The organism is Yoonia sp. R78084, from assembly GCF_044595625.1.
In the GTDB taxonomy this organism is placed as follows: domain Bacteria; phylum Pseudomonadota; class Alphaproteobacteria; order Rhodobacterales; family Rhodobacteraceae; genus Yoonia.
In genome coordinates this window covers 1,904,533-1,921,474 of the sequence record NZ_CP138993.1, presented here as the reverse complement: position 1 = coordinate 1,921,474, position 16,942 = coordinate 1,904,533, and the positions used below count along the sequence as shown (strand labels likewise).

The 16,942-nt window shown below is 58.7% G+C and carries 15 protein-coding genes; 12 read left to right on the top strand and 3 right to left on the bottom strand.

Annotated elements, in window-relative coordinates:
* Positions 1 to 9 precede the first annotated feature (9 nt).
* The 9 genes from SJY29_RS09805 (at position 10) to glmM (ending at position 11,484) form a co-directional block, all read left to right on the top strand.
* Positions 10 to 930 (top strand): glycine--tRNA ligase subunit alpha, encoded by a 921-nt coding sequence (locus SJY29_RS09805; protein ID WP_400082384.1) that lies wholly within the window; start codon positions 10 to 12, stop codon positions 928 to 930.
* A 275-nt stretch (positions 931 to 1,205) separates the two neighbouring features.
* Positions 1,206 to 1,820: an FkbM family methyltransferase gene (locus SJY29_RS09800; RefSeq protein WP_400082382.1), complete on the top strand. Its 615-nt coding sequence runs from the start codon at positions 1,206 to 1,208 to the stop codon at positions 1,818 to 1,820.
* Between the two features lie 2 nt (positions 1,821 to 1,822).
* A complete protein-coding gene (locus tag SJY29_RS09795) occupies positions 1,823 to 2,344 on the top strand; it encodes a DUF6446 family protein (RefSeq protein ID WP_400088891.1) in 522 nt (173 codons plus the stop codon).
* Positions 2,344 to 4,626: a glycine--tRNA ligase subunit beta gene (gene glyS, locus SJY29_RS09790; RefSeq protein ID WP_400082379.1), complete on the top strand. Its 2,283-nt coding sequence runs from the start codon at positions 2,344 to 2,346 to the stop codon at positions 4,624 to 4,626. Before SJY29_RS09795 ends, glyS begins: the two co-directional genes overlap by 1 nt.
* Before the next feature lie 79 nt (positions 4,627 to 4,705).
* Positions 4,706 to 7,261 carry a putative PEP-binding protein gene (locus SJY29_RS09785; protein WP_400082376.1) on the top strand — a complete coding sequence of 852 codons (2,556 nt, stop codon included), beginning with the start codon at positions 4,706 to 4,708 and terminating at the stop codon, positions 7,259 to 7,261.
* Positions 7,262 to 7,449: 188 nt separating this feature from the next.
* The gene (locus SJY29_RS09780) at positions 7,450 to 8,118 is read left to right on the top strand and encodes a cell wall hydrolase (protein WP_400082373.1); all 669 of its coding nucleotides are present in this window, start codon (positions 7,450 to 7,452) and stop codon (positions 8,116 to 8,118) included.
* Positions 8,119 to 8,213: 95 nt separating this feature from the next.
* Positions 8,214 to 9,134 (top strand): dihydroneopterin aldolase, encoded by a 921-nt coding sequence (locus tag SJY29_RS09775; protein ID WP_400082370.1) that lies wholly within the window; start codon positions 8,214 to 8,216, stop codon positions 9,132 to 9,134.
* On the top strand, positions 9,131 to 10,144 hold the full coding sequence (folP, locus tag SJY29_RS09770) for a dihydropteroate synthase (RefSeq protein ID WP_400082367.1): 1,014 nt from the start codon (positions 9,131 to 9,133) through the stop codon (positions 10,142 to 10,144). The genes SJY29_RS09775 and folP overlap by 4 nt, the downstream gene beginning before the upstream one ends.
* A complete protein-coding gene (glmM, locus tag SJY29_RS09765; RefSeq protein WP_400082364.1) occupies positions 10,141 to 11,484 on the top strand; it encodes a phosphoglucosamine mutase in 1,344 nt (447 codons plus the stop codon). The genes folP and glmM overlap by 4 nt, the downstream gene beginning before the upstream one ends.
* Here the strand turns inward: glmM and SJY29_RS09760 are convergent.
* Both SJY29_RS09760 and ilvC read right to left on the bottom strand, forming a co-directional pair.
* Positions 11,481 to 12,380 carry a DMT family transporter gene (locus tag SJY29_RS09760; RefSeq protein ID WP_400082361.1) on the bottom strand — a complete coding sequence of 300 codons (900 nt, stop codon included), beginning with the start codon at positions 12,378 to 12,380 and terminating at the stop codon, positions 11,481 to 11,483. The two genes, glmM and SJY29_RS09760, sit on opposite strands and share 4 nt — an antisense overlap.
* An 86-nt stretch (positions 12,381 to 12,466) precedes the next feature.
* The gene (ilvC, locus tag SJY29_RS09755; protein ID WP_400082358.1) at positions 12,467 to 13,489 is read right to left on the bottom strand and encodes a ketol-acid reductoisomerase; all 1,023 of its coding nucleotides are present in this window, start codon (positions 13,487 to 13,489) and stop codon (positions 12,467 to 12,469) included.
* A gap of 130 nt (positions 13,490 to 13,619) precedes the next feature.
* On the opposite strand from ilvC, the gene SJY29_RS09750 reads away from it, so the two are divergent.
* From SJY29_RS09750 to SJY29_RS09740, 3 genes are all read left to right on the top strand, one after another.
* On the top strand, positions 13,620 to 14,075 hold the full coding sequence (locus tag SJY29_RS09750; RefSeq protein WP_110279240.1) for an Lrp/AsnC family transcriptional regulator: 456 nt from the start codon (positions 13,620 to 13,622) through the stop codon (positions 14,073 to 14,075).
* Entirely contained in the window at positions 14,072 to 14,524 is a 453-nt protein-coding gene (locus tag SJY29_RS09745) for an Lrp/AsnC family transcriptional regulator (RefSeq protein WP_400082355.1), read from the top strand. The genes SJY29_RS09750 and SJY29_RS09745 overlap by 4 nt, the downstream gene beginning before the upstream one ends.
* Positions 14,525 to 14,590: 66 nt before the next feature.
* Positions 14,591 to 15,718 (top strand): aminotransferase class V-fold PLP-dependent enzyme, encoded by a 1,128-nt coding sequence (locus SJY29_RS09740; RefSeq protein ID WP_400082353.1) that lies wholly within the window; start codon positions 14,591 to 14,593, stop codon positions 15,716 to 15,718.
* Here the strand turns inward: SJY29_RS09740 and SJY29_RS09735 are convergent.
* A complete protein-coding gene (locus tag SJY29_RS09735; RefSeq protein ID WP_400082350.1) occupies positions 15,715 to 16,905 on the bottom strand; it encodes a UbiH/UbiF family hydroxylase in 1,191 nt (396 codons plus the stop codon). The two genes, SJY29_RS09740 and SJY29_RS09735, sit on opposite strands and share 4 nt — an antisense overlap.
* Between the last annotated feature and the right edge of the window lie 37 nt (positions 16,906 to 16,942).

Here is a 16,942-nt window from a genome sequence, read left to right as displayed (position 1 = left end):
GGTTTTGAGATGGCAGACAAACCACGCAGTTTTCAGGAAATCATCCTGCGGCTCCAGACATATTGGGCGAGCAAAGGCTGTGCGATCCTGCAACCTTACGACATGGAAGTGGGGGCAGGGACATTCCACCCTGCCACGACCCTGCGCGCGCTGGGCAGCAAGCCTTGGGCGGCAGCCTATGTTCAGCCCTCGCGCCGTCCGACCGATGGCCGCTATGGTGAAAACCCCAACCGTTTGCAGCATTATTACCAATATCAGGTGCTGATCAAACCCTCGCCGCCCGACATGCAGGACCTCTATCTGGGTTCGCTTGAGGCGATCGGCATTGATGCAACCCTGCATGACATCCGCTTTGTCGAGGATGACTGGGAAAGCCCGACGCTCGGCGCATGGGGTCTTGGCTGGGAAGTCTGGTGTGACGGCATGGAAGTCAGCCAGTTCACCTATTTCCAGCAGGTCGGCGGGCATGACTGCAAACCTGTCTCGGGCGAGCTGACCTACGGGCTGGAGCGTCTGGCGATGTATGTGCTGGGCGTTGATCACGTGATGGACATGCCCTTCAACGACCCGCAAACGCCAATCCCGCTGACCTATGGCGATATCTTCAAACAGACCGAGCAGGAATATTCGCGCTGGAACTTCGACGTGGCCGACACTGCCGTGTTGTTGCAACATTTCGTGGATGCCGAGGCCGAGTGCCAGCGTATCTTGGATGCCCCCGCAACGGACCCCAAGACAGGCGCAAAAATCATTATGGCGCACCCCGCCTATGACCAGTGCATCAAGGCAAGCCACGTCTTCAATCTGCTCGACGCGCGCGGCGTGATCTCAGTGACAGAACGGCAGGCTTATATCGGACGGGTTCGGGCGCTGGCTAAGGCCTGCGCCGATGCCTTCGTGCAAACCGAAGCAGGCGGGGCGGCGGCGTGATTGCAAAACATCAAACATCGGGCACGCTAGAACGAGGCCCGGCGACCCGCCGCGTCAAAGAGGCACCGCGCAGAGCTGCCTTTTTTCAAAAGATTTTGCGTCGCATGACGGGTGCGTCAATGGCACGCTGGGCGACACGGGCATCTGCCATGACAGGGCGCGCTGATATTCGGTTTTCCTATGATCCCGACAAGGCGATCTATATCTGCCATGACGGCGGCGCGCACGCCTTTGCGCATCCACGCCGTCTTTGGACTCTGTTTGATGGAAGAGACATGCGCGGCAACCGTCTGGCCTATCAATATATGCTGGATCAGTTGGATTTTGCGCCGAACGACTGGATTGTTGATGTGGGGGCGAATACAGGTGATTTGACGTTGCTGTTTTCCGCAATCGATTGCCCAGTGAATTATATCGGTTTTGAACCCTCACCAGGCGAATTTCGGGCATTGGAATATAATCTGGAAGCCAATCTCGCACTGAAAGAGAAAACGGCGCACCATCTAGCGCTCTGGCACGACGACTCGGCTGAATTGGTCTTCTACCTCAAGTCGGCAAAGGGCGATTCGTCACTGTTTCCGATTGAGGGCGCCACCGAGGAAATAAAAGTACCAAGCGCACGCTTGGACAAAGTGCTGCCAGTGAGGAAATACAAACTTCTCAAACTCGAAGCTGAAGGCGCAGAACCAGAAATTCTGGAAGGGGCTGAGGGCATCATCCGGCATTTTGAATATGTTGCGGCAGATGTCGGGTTTGAGCGCGGTGTCACATCGGAATCGACGCTTCCGGCGGTCACCAATTATCTGTTGGCGCGCGGATTCGAGGTTTGCGCTTACAACGGCTCAAGGACCTGTCTGTTGTTCCGCAATACAGAGTTGGAACACACATGAGCGTGGCGCGTATCTTTATTGTGGGCATGCTTTTGGCGGCGGCTGTGCTTGGCGGTGTGCTCTACTACCAGCAGGTCTACGCCTATTATGATGAGGTGCAGGCAAGCGGTGACGCCGTGCGCCTGACCTCTGTCAGCACCGGTGAAGCCGAACCGATAATGGTGGAAAACTTCCAAGGCATCGACGCGATCAGCAGCCCGCTGCGCTACCGGGCCTGCTTTGAAACCACGCTCAGCCTTGCGATGCTGACAGAGACGTTTGAAATCGTAGATAACGCCGAACCGCGTGTGGCACCCCGCTGGTTCGATTGCTTTGATGCAGCCCAGATCGGGGCAGACCTGCGCACCGATGCCATTGCCTTCATGGGCGTTGAAAACATCGTATACGGGATCGACCGGATTGTTGCCATTTACCCCGACGGGCGGGGTTATGCGTGGCACCAGATCAATGAATGCGGCGAAGTTGTTTTTGACGGCAACCGCCCGCCCGAAGACTGCCCCCCAATTCCAGAAAGCACCGAGTGATGCCTGATCTTCTGATTGAACTCTTCTCCGAGGAAATCCCCGCGCGGATGCAAACCCGCGCCGCCGACGACCTGCGCAAGCTGGTGACGGACGGTCTGGTCGAGGCAGGGCTGACCTATGCGGGTGCAGCCGCCTTTTCGACGCCGCGCCACCTGACACTGTCGATTGAAGGGCTGACGGCGGAAAGCAAGGCAGTGCGCGAAGAGCGCAAGGGGCCAAAAGTGGGTGCGCCGGATCAGGCGATTGAAGGCTTTTTGCGCGGTGCAGGCGTGGCCCGCGAAGACCTTGAAGTACGCAACGACAAAAAGGGCCAGGTCTATTTTGCGGTGATCGAAAAACCGGGGCGGATGGCGGCGGATATCATTGCCGAAGTGCTGGAACAGACAGTGCGCAATTTCCCTTGGCCCAAGTCGATGCGCTGGGGTGATGGCCCGCTGAAATGGGTGCGCCCGCTGCATTCCATCCTGTGCATCCTCAGTGACGAGGCAGGCGCGCAGATCGTGCCGCTGGATGTTGACGGGATCACATCGGGCAACACCACGCGCGGGCACCGTTTCCTTTCGCCAGGTGCATTTTCCGTCACGAATTTCGATGATTACGAGGCGAAGTTGAAGCGCGCCAAGGTCATCTTGCGGGCAGACGAGCGCGCCGAGGCGATCTGGCATGACGCCACCCATCAGGCCTTTGCGCTGGGGCTTGAGGTGGTCGAGGACCGTGGTCTGCTGGCCGAGGTTGCGGGGCTGGTCGAATGGCCTGTGGTCCTGCTGGGGCAGATTGATGACGCCTTCCTTGGCCTGCCTCCCGAGGTGCTGCAAACCTCGATGAAAGAGCACCAGAAATTCTTTTCCGTGCGCAACCCCAAGACGGGCCGGATCGAACGTTTCGTGACCGTTGCCAACATGGAAACCGCCGACAACGGTGCGACCATTCTGGCGGGCAACCAGAAGGTGCTGTCGGCGCGCCTGTCGGATGCGAAATTCTTCTGGGAAAACGATCTGCGCACGGTCGAACGGCAGGGGATGAAGGCGTGGACAGATCAACTCGCCAACGTGACCTTCCACGCGAAACTCGGCTCACAGGCCGAACGGATCGAACGCATCGCGGCCCTTGCGCGCGAAATCGCCCCGCATGTGGGCGCCAAGCCCGATCTGGCGGAAGAGGCCGCACGGATCGCCAAGGCCGATCTGGCCTCTGAAATGGTCTATGAATTCCCCGAATTGCAGGGGCTGATGGGGCAGTATTATGCCAAGGCCGCAGGGCATGATGACGGCGTGCCAGAGGCCTGTCTGGAACACTGGCAACCACTGGGCCCGTCTGATGATGTGCCGACCGCGCCGGTGTCTGTGGCCGTGGCGCTGGCCGACAAGATCGACACGCTGACAGGCTTTTGGGCGATTGATGAGAAGCCGACGGGGAGCAAGGACCCCTTCGCGCTGCGCAGGGCCGCGCTGGGGGTTATTCGGTTGGTTTTGGAGAATGGTGTTCGTCTCAATAAAACATTACTTGCGACGGCTTTCGTGCAGAACGAGGGCGATCACTTTGTGCAAACATATGCAGAACCTTTTTCGCATGATTTTGAAGATGATGATCTAAAGCTGTTCCGAAAATCTCTGCGTACAAAGGATGGCTGGATCAATTTTGATATGGCGCAAAAGATACTGATCAACTTTCAGGCGTATTCAAGTTACGGTTCAGAGCCAGAAATTGAAGCAGCGAGAAAGCGTGAACAAATAGAACAAGGTTCGCTTGAACAAGTCTCCGACCTCCTCTCCTTCTTCCACGACCGCCTCAAAGTTTTCTTGCGTGACAAAGGCATCCGCCACGACATCATCGACGCCTGCATTGCGATGCCGGGCAATGACGACCTGACGCTGCTGGTCAAACGGGCCGAGGCATTGGCTGCGACACTTGCCACCGATGACGGTGAAAACCTCATTCAGGGCTTCAAGCGCGCCAACAACATCCTGACGCAGGCCGAGGAAAAGGACGGGGTGGAATATTCCTATGGCGCGGACATCAAATTCGCCGAAGACGATGCCGAAAAGGCACTTTTCGCCGCTCTTGATGCTGCAGATGCAAAAATTGCGCCCGCGATGAAAGAAGAGGATTTCAGCACTGCAATGACTGCTATGGCAGCACTGCGTGGCCCGATTGATGCTTTTTTCACCGATGTGCAGGTGAACGCGGAAAGCGAGATCTTGCGCCGCAATCGTCTTAACCTGTTGTCACGTATCAGAAATATCTGCCTCAGCGTCGCCGATCTGACGAAAATCGAAGGCTAGACACAAAATATGTAAACTTATGTGTACAGCGCGCCAGATTTCCTTCTATGCTGCAACTGAACAATAGATCGGTGCCGCAGTGCAGCAACAGTCAACATATGGGCCATTGACGCTTATCACGCCAACTGCGGCCATGAAGGCCTCGGTCCATGGCGGGCGGGCGAAGTGTCTGCAGCGGCTGGTGCGTCTGGATATGCCGGTGCCGGTGACGGTCGCCCTGTCATTCGATGCGGTCCATGCGGCGGCCATTGGCAATCTGCCCGATATGGACACCCTGCTGGCCCCCTTTGGCGATGCACCGCTTCTGTCTGTGCGCCCGTCCAGTCAGGACCCCGATTGGGGTGGCCCCAGCGCGATCCTGAATGTCGGAATGAATGATGCCCGCCTTGCCGAACTGACCCAGCGGATCGGGGCCGCAGCCGCGACGAAACTCTACCTGCGTTTTGTGCAGTCCTACGCGATCCATGTGGCGCGTCTTGATCCTGATGAATTCTACCTGCCCGATGTGGCCGATGCCGCCAGTCTGAAAACCATGCTCGACACGTTCGAGTTTGAAACGGATGAACCCTTTCCGCAGGACCCCGCTGTGCAATTGGCCGAAGTGCTGCGTTCCATGGCCCGTGCGTGGGATGGGACCACCGCGCGACTGCTGCGGCAGGCCAAGGGGGCGCCGGCAAATGCAGGGCTCGGGCTTGTCGTACAAGCAATGGCCTTGGGAACAGGGCAGGGCGAATGTGGTCAGGGTGTGATGCAGTTTGTGGATTCCACGTCCGGCGCGCCCAAGATTATTGGCCGCTATCTGAGCGCCAGCAGAAGCGACGCCTATGATCTTGGCCCCGATGCCGAGGGCGCGCTTTATCTGACACGTGACGCGCGTGGTCCGGCACTTGAGGATATCTGCCCCGATCAATACGCCCAGCTTGTGTCATATGGCGATATCTGCCGCCGCCGTCTGCGCGAAGAGATGGAAATCAAATTCACGTTGCAAGACGGTGTCCTGCAGATTTTGGATGCCGTGCGCGTCCAGCGCAGTTCGCGCGCGTCGGTGCGGATCGCCGTGGCCTTGGCCGAAGACGGTGTGATCCCCCGCGAGGAAGCGGTCATGCGCGTGCAGCCGTCAGCCCTGTCAGAGTTGTTGCACAGGCAGGTCGATCCGGATGCAAAACGTGACGTGATCGTCGGCGGGATCGCGGCCAGCCCGGGTGCGGCCACGGGCCGGATAGTGCTGACCGCGCACGAGGCACAAGCCAGTGCCGCGCGCGGCGAGGCCTGCGTTCTGGTGCGGCGAGAAACCACGCCGGAGGACATTCGCGGCATGCATGCCGCCCACGCGGTCCTGACGATGCGGGGCGGCGTGACCAGCCACGCCGCTGTGATCGGGCGGGGGATCGGTTTGCCCTGCGTTGTGGGGGCGTCTGACCTGACGATTGACCGCAAGAATGGCGTGATTACGGCCCCCGACGGGCGGCAGTTCAGGGCGGGTGACATCATTACGGTGGATGGCAGCCGTGGTCAGGTTCTGGCCGGTGAGCCGCCGATGCTGGAAGCCGCTCTTGATGGCGCCTTCCAGACCTTGCTGGAATGGGCTGATGATTTTCGCGATATCGGGGTGCGCGCCAATGCCGACACCCCCGCCGACGCGCAAACCGCCCGCAACTTTGCCGCCGAGGGTATCGGGCTGTGCCGCACCGAGCATATGTTCTTTGAAGGCGACCGTCTTGGCGTGATGCGCGAGATGATCTTTGCCGAAGAGAGCGACGACCGCAAAGAGGTGCTCGACCGCCTTTTGCCGATGCAGCGCGCCGATTTTCAGGCCCTCTTCGAGATCATGGCAGGCAAGAACGTGTGCGTGCGCCTGTTCGACCCACCGCTGCACGAGTTTCTACCTTCCGATAAAGCAGGCATGCGTGATCTGGCCGAACAGGTCGCTTTGCCGCTGCCGGATGTGATCGAGCGGATTGATGCGCTGGCCGAATATAACCCGATGCTGGGGATGCGTGGCGTGCGTCTGGGAATCGCTATTCCCGAGATTTACGACATGCAGACCCGTGCCATCTTTGAGGCTTTGGTGGCTGTCGGGAAGAAAGGCATCTCGATCAATGTCGAGATCATGATCCCGCTTGTCAGTGCCATGCGCGAAGTCGAGCTGCAAAAGGCGCGGATCACCGGGGTAGCAAACGCTGTCAGGGCGAAAAGCAAAGCGGATTTCACTTATCGGCTCGGCGTCATGGTTGAGACCCCGCGTGCGGCACTGCGCGCACAGGATATTGTCGAGCATGCCGAATTTTTATCCTTTGGCACCAATGACCTGACCCAGATGACCTATGGTCTGTCACGCGACGATGCGGGCCGCTTCATGTCGTCTTATGTGCAGCAGGGCGTCTATGTCGAAGACCCGTTCCATACGCTGGATATCGAAGGTGTGGGCGAATTGATTTCTATCGGCGCGGCGCGTGGCCGGTTGGGCCGCAGCGATGTTGTCTTGTCGCTTTGCGGCGAGCATGGGGGCGATCGTTCGGCGATCGCGTTCTGTCGTGCCCAGCAGTTCGATTACATTTCCTGCTCCCCTTTCCGGGTGCCGGTGGCGCGCCTGACGGCGGCGCAGCTCGCTTTGGCCGATAAGGTGTCACCGTAATACAACGCTGCATTTAGTGGTGAAAGCGCGGCAATCCACTGCATATTGTGGCGTTAAGGCCGCACCCTGTGCGTAATCTTGCCGGTTTTGGACCGTTCGGGCCCAAGGGGTAGACCTTCGCGGTTGTTTCCCCTAAAGACTGCCGCGCTGGCGCGGAGCTAACCCGCGAAGTTTCCTGGGTGGGAAGAATGACTGTATTGAAGGCGATTATCGCCGCATGTTTTGCGGCTGTTATTTCTGTTGGGGCAACATCAGCCTTTGCAGATGAAGTGATGGCAAGCCGTTTGGAAGCCATCCTGGGTCAAGAACGTCAGGCTTTATCGGTCGTGCCTGACAGCCGTTTGAGCATGTTGACCAGTCTGCCGCCTGCACAAGAGCGTGGCGTCGAAACACAGACCGGGTTGGTCTATGATCGTGATTATCTGGCCGAGTTGCCTGCCGCAGATGGCGGATCAGAATGGCAATGTCTGGCTGAAGCTCTCTACTTCGAAGCACGTGGCGAATCTGTCCGCGGGATGTTCGCAGTTGGCGAAGTCATCATGAACCGCGTTGACAGCAGTGCCTATCCGGATTCGCTTTGCGCAGTGATTAATCAGGGTACAGGCCGCCGCTACGCTTGCCAGTTTACCTATACATGTGATGGCAAACCCGAAGTGATTGCCGAGCCCCGTTCGTGGGAGCGTGTCGGTAAGGTCGCCCGTATGTTGATTGATGGTGCACCGCGCGCATTGACCGGTGGTGCGACACACTACCATACCAAAGCCGTCAACCCTTCTTGGGCACAGCGTTTTCCGCGTACTGCTTCCATCGGGTTCCATTACTTCTATCGCCAGCCTGTGCGCACGGCATCAATGTAAGTCGCATGATTGCGGACGAGCGTCGCGCCTGACGCTTGCCGCACCGCGTCGGCCCTTGTATCCCACACGGGTAACTTGACGTGTTGGACGCCCCCATGACTGATGATATCCGCCTTGCCTTTGCCCACCCAAGCGAGAGGGCAGAGGCCAGTAGCAGCATCCCTTATGATCGCATTTCACTCCGCGACTATGTGGTCGAGGTCGAGATTGGCGCGTTTCAACAAGAGCGCGGAACGTTACAGCGCGTCCGATTCAATGTTGTGGTCGAAGTCCTGCCGCTCAGCGGGCCTATTGATGACGATGTCGACCGTATCTTGTCTTATGACAAAGTAACCGAAGCGATCAGCAGCGAGCTGGAAGCCGAGCGGATCAATCTGCTTGAAACGCTCGCGGCGCGCGTGGCTGAGCGCATTCTGCTCGAGCCTCAGGCAGAACGTGTTTTCGTACGGATTGAGAAACTGGACCGTGGTCCGTTCTCGCTCGGGGTTGAGATCGTCCGTGCGCGCGATGGTGTCGATCCGGGTGGGCAAACTCATGTGGCCGCTCCGCATCCGCGCATTGTCTATTTGTCGAATGCTGCGGTTGAGAGCCCGCAGATCGGGGATTGGATTGACCAATTGGCAGCAATGGACGCGCCGCTCATCCTTTGCGTCGGGCCTGCTGACGTGCCTGCGCCTCAGGCGGAAAATGCCCTTGCCCAACGCCGGATTGATCTGCTGGCGATCGAACAAAATGCATGGAGTTTGGCCGCGCGCGACCGCCGCTGCATGGTTGTCAATTCGCGGACGGAACTGGATTGGGCAATGAAGAATGGCCAGATCTGTATCTGGGCCCCCTCCAAGATCGTTCTTGATGCAGTTGATGGTCCCTCTGCAAGTCCGCGCGATGCCGTAGCCCTCGTGGCATGGTTTGCCGACGAGATGCAGGCGAAGGAATTGCTTGTCATCGGCCAGCCTGCGCCGCAAACGGATGTGCCTGTCCGTGCCGTTCCATCAGAGACCTTTGACCTGTCATGACCCAGTATTATCGCCCGATTGCGCGCTTTGGTGAGACGCCGACACCCCAAAGCTTTCCACTGGCGGGTGGTCTGTGCTGGTTTGATACCGTTGCGGTTCACACGCGCGGCGGCGGTGTCCGGTCCATTCCTGCGGGCGACGTGCCTGCAGAAGTGCTGGAAAACCTGATACGCGCGCGCACGCCTGTCGCGGGTATGGCGATGACTGGCCCGCGTATCATGGGTATTTTGAATGTCACGCCCGATAGCTTCTCCGATGGCGGGCAATTCAATGCACCCGACCTTGCACTGGCACATGCGCTTGCAATGCAAGAAGAGGGCGCCGAGATCATCGATGTGGGCGGTGAAAGCACACGTCCCGGTGCGGCCGAGGTGCAGACTGCCGAGGAAATCGCGCGGACAGCCCCTGTGATTGCAGCCATTCGCGCGCAGAGCAATGTGCCGATCTCGATTGATACGCGCAAATCCGATGTGGGATTGGCAGCAGTTGAGGCGGGTGCGACCCTGATCAATGATGTGGCGGCTTTTACCTTTGATCCGAAATTGGCCGCGGTCGCAGCCGCAGCCAGAGTTCCGGTTTGTGTCATGCACGCCAAAGGGTCGCCCGAGACAATGCAGAACGATCCCACCTATGATGATGTGCTGCTCGATGTCTATGACTTCCTCAGCACGCGGGTTGAGGCCGCTGTGGGCGCAGGGATTGCGCGTGACCAGATTATCGTGGACCCCGGGATCGGGTTTGGCAAAACGCTTGAACACAACCTGATTCTCTTGCGCGGTATCGCACTTTTCCACGCGCTTGGCTGTCCGGTGCTGCTGGGCGCGTCGCGCAAGCGGTTTATCGGAACAATCGGCGGCGGCAAGGACGCATCGGACCGCGTGAGCGGATCTGTGGCAGTCGCTCTTTTTGCCGCAAGGCGGGGCGTGCAAATCTTGCGCGTTCACGATATCTTCGCAACAAAGCAAGCACTAGACTTGGAATGGGCAATTGGCGGGGCGGCAATGACATGACACGGAAACTCTTTGGCACCGACGGTGTGCGCGGCAAGGCAAATACCTTTCCCATGACCGCAGAAATGGCGCTCAAGATCGGTGCCGCTGCAGGGCGCTATTTTCGCAATGACGGGTCCAACGGGCACCGCGTGGTGATTGGCAAAGACACGCGTTTGTCCGGTTATATGTTTGAAAACGCGTTGACCGCCGGTCTGACCAGCACGGGCATGAACGTACTGCTCTTGGGGCCTGTGCCGACGCCGGCTGTTGGCCTTTTGACAACGTCTATGCGCGCCGATCTGGGCATCATGATTTCCGCCAGCCACAACCCGCACCATGACAACGGGATCAAATTCTTTGGCCCTGACGGTTTCAAGCTCTCGGATGAGGCAGAAGCCGAGATTGAAGCGATTATCAGCGGGACCATCGAACCGGCGCAGGCGCAGAATATCGGGCGCGCCAAGCGGATCGACGATGGCCGTTTCCGCTATGCCGAGCGGATCAAATCGACATTTCCGTCAGGTATGCGGCTTGATGGTCTGAAGGTGGTGATTGACTGCGCGAATGGTGCCGCCTACCGCGTCGCCCCCGAGGTATTGTGGGAACTTGGCGCAACGGTGATCCCTGTGGGTGTGTCACCTGACGGTTTTAACATCAACGAAGGCTGCGGCTCGACAAACACGGCTGCTGCTGCGGCAAAAGTGGTGGCCGAGGGCGCGCATGTGGGGATATGCCTTGATGGCGATGCGGACCGCGTGATGATCCTCGATGAAAATGGCGCAGTGGCCGATGGTGATCAGCTGATGGCGCTGATGGCGGGCCGCTGGGCGGATCAAGAGCGCCTGAACGGTGGTACTTTGGTTGCAACCGTGATGTCCAATCTCGGGCTTGAGCGGTATCTGGATGGGCGCGGTTTGCGCCTTGAGCGCACAGCTGTCGGTGACCGCTATGTGGTTGAGGCGATGCGCGCGAACGGCTGGAACCTTGGCGGCGAACAATCCGGCCATATTGTGATGACCGATTACGCGACGACCGGTGATGGTCTTCTGGCGGGCCTGCAATTTCTGGCCGCAATGATCGAAACTGGACTGCCTGCCAGCGCGCTGACCAAGAGCTTTGAAACTGTGCCCCAGATGCTCAAGAACGTGCGCTTTGCGGCGGGCCAGGACCCGTTGGGCGCAGAGCTTGTCCAGAAATCTATCGCAGATGCGGAAGCCAAGCTGCAAGGCAAGGGTCGTCTCTTGATCCGCAAGTCGGGCACCGAACCACTCATCCGTGTGATGGCGGAATGCGAGGATGATGCGCTCTTGGCGCAGGTCGTGGACGGGATCGTGGCCGAGGTCGAGGCTGCGGTCTAGCGCAGCAGCAGCTTGCGCAGATTGCTCCACTGGCTGATGGCAAGGCCAAAGAGGATCAAACCCAGTGCCACGAAGAACCGCAGCGGCAGCACCTCGCTGAGCACGATTGCGCCAAAGAACATCGACCAGAGCGGCACCTGATAGTTCACCAGTGTCATGAAAATCGCGCCCGCTGACCGGATCGTTGCCACGCGGATCAGGGCCGCCAATGCTGTCGGGATGAAGCCGAGGAAAATAATCGCAATGGTCGGGCGCATGTCCCCGATCGCGGGGACCCCTTCGATGAGCAGCATCGCAGGGATCAAGGCGACCGAACCCACCGTCAGCAAGAGTGCGGCCATTGTGATCGGATCAATCGGCGGGCAGCGACGGGTCATGATACTGGACACCGCATAGGATACCGAGGCTGCGACGCATGCGATTTGCCCCAGCGGTTCCCACCCTGTGCCGATACGCAGAACACCGGGGCCAATCAGGACGGTCGCCCCGATAAAGCCCGTGATCACGCCAAGTGTATTGCGCAGGCTCATCTTTTCGTCGGTGAAAAGATGCGCCAGCGGCAGCACAAAGAGCGGCAGCGCGGCCATGGAGATACCGGCAAAGGCGGAAGGCACATACTGCTGCCCCCAGCTGAGCAGGGCAAAGGGCAGTGCGGTATTCATCAGGCCAATGGCCACCAGATAGCGGGTCATCACAGGAGTAAAGACCGGCAAAGGACGGTTCAAAACTCGCATCAATAACAGCAGTGCAATCGCCCCGAGTGTTGTACGGGCACAGGCCACGGTCAGCGGGCCGTATCCTTCCAGCGCGATGGCAACAACCATGAAGGTCGCCCCCCAGATCAATCCGAGAAGGACGATGGAAAGCCAGTTTGCTGGTGTGGGTTGCGCGGTCATGGTGGGGCCTTTTCAAGACAAAAGGCCCGGACAGTGCCCGGGCCTTTCGGTGCGTAAGGTGGATCATGATCCACCTTACATGTCGATCAGTTTTTCGCTTTGTCGACCATTTTGCCTGCGGAAATCCAGGGCATCATCGCGCGCAGTTTCTCACCGACCTGCTCGATCTGGTGCTCGTCGTTGATGCGGCGTGTAGCCTTGAAGTAGGGCTGGCCAACGGCGTTTTCCTGCATGAAGTCACGCACGAATTTACCGGTCTGGATGTCGGACAACACGTCTTTCATGCGCTTCTTGGTTTCCTCATAAGGCAGGATGCGCGGACCAGAGACATATTCCCCATACTCGGCTGTGTTCGAGATGGAGTAGTTCATGTTCGCGATACCGCCTTCGTAGATCAGGTCCACGATCAGTTTCACTTCGTGCAGACACTCGAAATAGGCCATCTCGGGCTCGTATCCGGCCTCGACCAGTGTTTCAAAGCCCATGCGGATCAATTCGACCAGACCACCGCAGAGAACAGCCTGTTCGCCAAAGAGGTCGGTTTCACATTCCTGACGGAAGTTCGTTTCGATGATGCCGGAGCGTCCGCCACCGATGGCAGAGCAGTAGGACAGGCCGATTTCCATCGCCTTGCCGGATGCATCGTTGTGGACCGCTACAAGGCAGGGCACGCCGCCACCTTTGGTGTACTCGCCGCGCACGGTGTGGCCGGGGCCTTTTGGTGCCATCATGATGACGTCAACGCCGGGCTTGGGTTCGATCAGGCCGAAGTGTACGTTCAGGCCGTGGGCGAACGCGATGGCCGAACCCTCTTTGAGGTTGTCGTGGACGTATTTCTTATAGGTTTCTGCCTGCAGCTCGTCGGGCATTGTGAACATGATCACATCACACCATGCTGCGGCTTCCGCGATGCCCATCACGGTGAGGCCTTCGCCTTCGGCTTTGGCCGCAGAAGGAGAGCCTTCGCGCAGCGCCACAACAAGGTTCTTGGCACCGCTGTCACGCAGGTTCAGCGCGTGCGCGTGCCCTTGTGAGCCATAGCCCAGAATGGCAACTTTTTTGTCTTTGATCAGGTTCACATCGCAATCGCGATCGTAATAAACGCGCATAGTCGTCGTCCTTTATGTGGTTTCTGGGGTGGGTATAACGTATCTCCCGCCTGAAAATAGTGTTGTTCCTTGAGTATTTTTGGCAAGATGATGATTGTTATGCGTATTCTATTCGAATAGTGTAATTTTTATGCTTGATGATACTGATCGCCGCATTTTGCGCCTTTTGCAGGCAGAACCCGCGACCGCGATGCCGGAACTGGCCGAGGCAACGGGGCTGACACCCGCACGCGCGATGCGACGCGTGGACCGTTTGCGTGAAGACCGGATTATTCAGGGGAGCCATGCCATCATTCATTGGCCCGCATTAGGTTATGCTGTCTCGGTCAGTTTGCGTATTACACTGGACAAGACGGTAGCGCGCGCCTTTGACGAGTTCATTTCGGCCGCACGGGCGGTGCCAGAAGTCATCGAAATCCAGACCTTTCTGGGGCGTGTTGATGTACGCCTTTCGTTGATAGCAAAGGATCTGTCTGATTATCAGCGTATTTACCGCGAAGAGGTCCTGACCTTGCCGCATATCGCGGACATCGAGGCACTGATGACCGTCGCATCGGTGAAGTCTGACGAAAGCCTGCCGCTATGACGCTGGATGATCTCGACTTCGCGATCCTGCGCGCGCTTTCGGCAAACACGGATCAATCGACAACACAGTTGGGTCAGAAGCTCGGGCTCAGCCAGCCTGCGACGTGGCGGCGGATCCGTCGCCTGCAGGAAGCGGGGGTGATCGCGGGGCGCAGGCTTGTGCTGGATGCCGAAAAACTGGGGTTCGGCGTGACGGTATTTCTGGGCGTCAAATTGGCCACCAAGGGGCGTGTGAGCCTTGAGGATTTTGAGCGCGCGGTGGGGGCCATTCCCGAAGTGCAGACAGTCGATCACGTGCTGGGTCTCTATGACTACCGTCTGCGCGTCGTGGCCCGCGATCTGGCTGATTTCGAACGTGTCTTGCGGCGCCGCATCATGACGATGCCGGGTGTCGGTAACGTCGAAGCAAATGTGCTCTTGTCAGAAGAACGCAGGCCGGGGCCAATTTAGGCAGGCGCCGCTTGCTTTGTGCCGGTTCTGCACATAGCCATACGGATAAGCAGCTAGGAGATGGCAATGGACAACGCAATTTCAGGGGTCGACCCGGACGGTTTGATGGAGTTCTCGGTGGTTTTTACCGACCGGTCACTCAACCACATGTCGAAGGTTTTTCAAGGTGTGATGACCGATATCTCGGACATGCTCTGCGAGGTCTACAATGCCGATAGCGTGGCCATCGTGCCGGGCGGTGGCACCTACGCAATGGAGGCCGTTGCGCGCCAGTTCGGTGCCGATGCCCATGCCTTTGTGGTCCGCAACGGATGGTTTTCCTATCGCTGGAGCCAGATCTTTGAAGCAGGCAAGTTTGCGGCCAAGACAACAGTGATGAAGGCGCGGCAGGCGGGCAATGATACGCGCGCGCCATTTGCACCGGCACCGATTGAAGATGTCACAGCCGCAATCAGGGATGCGCGCCCTGATGTTGTGTTCGCCCCCCATGTGGAAACCTCTGCCGGGATCATCCTGCCGGACGGCTATATCAAAGCGCTTGCCGATGCGGCTCATGACGTGGGTGCGCTGATGGTGCTCGATTGTATCGCCTCGGGCTGTGCGTGGGTAGATATGAAAGCAACCGGCGTTGATGTGCTGATCTCGGCACCGCAAAAGGGGTGGTCGTCCACGCCTTCTGCGGGACTTGTGATGTTGTCGGCACGTGCCGAGGCACGGATGGCGGAAACCACTTCCAATTCATTCACCGTCGACCTGAAGAAATGGCACAGCATCATGCAGGCCTACCTGAATGGCGGTCACGCCTATCACGCAACAATGCCGACCGATGGCTTGCGGGCTTTCCGTGATACAATGCTCGAAACCCGAGAATTCGGTTTTGATAAACTCAAAGAGGCGCAATGGGCCTTGGGCGATGCTGTGCGCAAGGTGCTGGCCGATAAGGGGATCAGATCGGTTGCCGCCGAAGGGTTCGGTGCGCCGGGTGTCGTGGTCAGCTATACCGACGATCCGGCCATCCAGAATGGGTCGAAATTTGCCGCCGAAGGCATGCAAATTGCCGCTGGTGTACCGCTGCAATGTGACGAGCCAGACGATTTCCGCACATTCCGCCTTGGCCTTTTCGGGCTGGACAAGCTCTATGATGTGGACGCCACGCTGGCGCGTCTGGTGCCTGTGCTGGACAAGGTGCTTTAGCGCGCCCCAAGGCCCAACTGCATCAGAGTCTGCCGGACGGGCGTAGCACCATACAGTGCCTCAATCCCTTTGGCGCGAAGCGACTGCATCATCGGGCTTCCGGCAATTGACGCGCGATTGAGCGCGTCAATCCCTGTCACCCGCAACTTGATGTCGGGATGGCGTTTGCGGGCATAGGTATCAAGCATCGCAGGTGCACCCAGTTGGTCGGGTGCCGCTGCCGCGAGATCAAGCAGACAGGACAGATCACGCAACGACATGTTGAGACCCTGCGCGCCGATGGGTGGCATCACATGCGCGGCCTCCGCCACAAGCGCCGTGCGCGGCGCGGTCAGGTGGTCGGCGATCTGGCTTATGATGGGCCACAGGGTCCGCTTGCTGGCGAGTTTCAGGGGCCCGTAAAGATAAGCGGAGCGGTCGTTTGCCGCAGCCTCGAACGCCGTTTCCGGCAGGGCATGCAAACGGTTGGCTTCAGCGCCGCCTTCCATCCAAACCACGGCAGAGCAGGGCTTGCCCTCGTGGTCCGGCAAAGGCACCAGCGTGAATGGCCCGCCAGAGCGATGGATTTCGGTTGAGACATTGTTGTGCGGCGCATCATGGGTGACGGCAAAGGTCAGTGCCTTTTGCCCGTATCGCATTGTTTTCACGCCAATTCCGGCGCTCTCGCGCACGGCTGATCCGCGCCCGTCAGCCCCGATGACAAGTTTCGCGGAAAGCTGGCTGTTATCCGAGAGCGTCACCAGCGCCTCATGACTGCGCGCCACCATGCGGGCAAAGCCGACACCTGCGCGGAAATCGACATTCGGCAGCTCAGTCAGCCGCGCAACCATTTCGCGCCGCAAAAGCCAGTTGGGCAGGTTCCATCCGAAGGGCTGGTCCGAAATATCGGCGGCATTGAAATCGCGGGTGACATGTTTGTCGGTCCCGATATCAACGATCCGCATGACCTGAAGCGGCGCAGCAAAGGGCGCCAGCCGCGTCCACAGCCCTGCGGCTTCCAGAAACTGCTGGGCGGGCTGCAAAAATGCGGTGGTCCGCAAATCGGACCCTTCCGCATCGCTGGTGGTCACGGGGGGCGTGGGGTCAACGATCGTTACGTCAAAGCCCGCGGTGCCAAAGGCGGCTGCTGCGGTCAGGCCTGCAACTCCGCCACCACTGATCACGATATCTGTTGTTTTGCGTTCCATGGGAAAGACATAGGCCGCTTGGCCGCGCCCTGAAAGG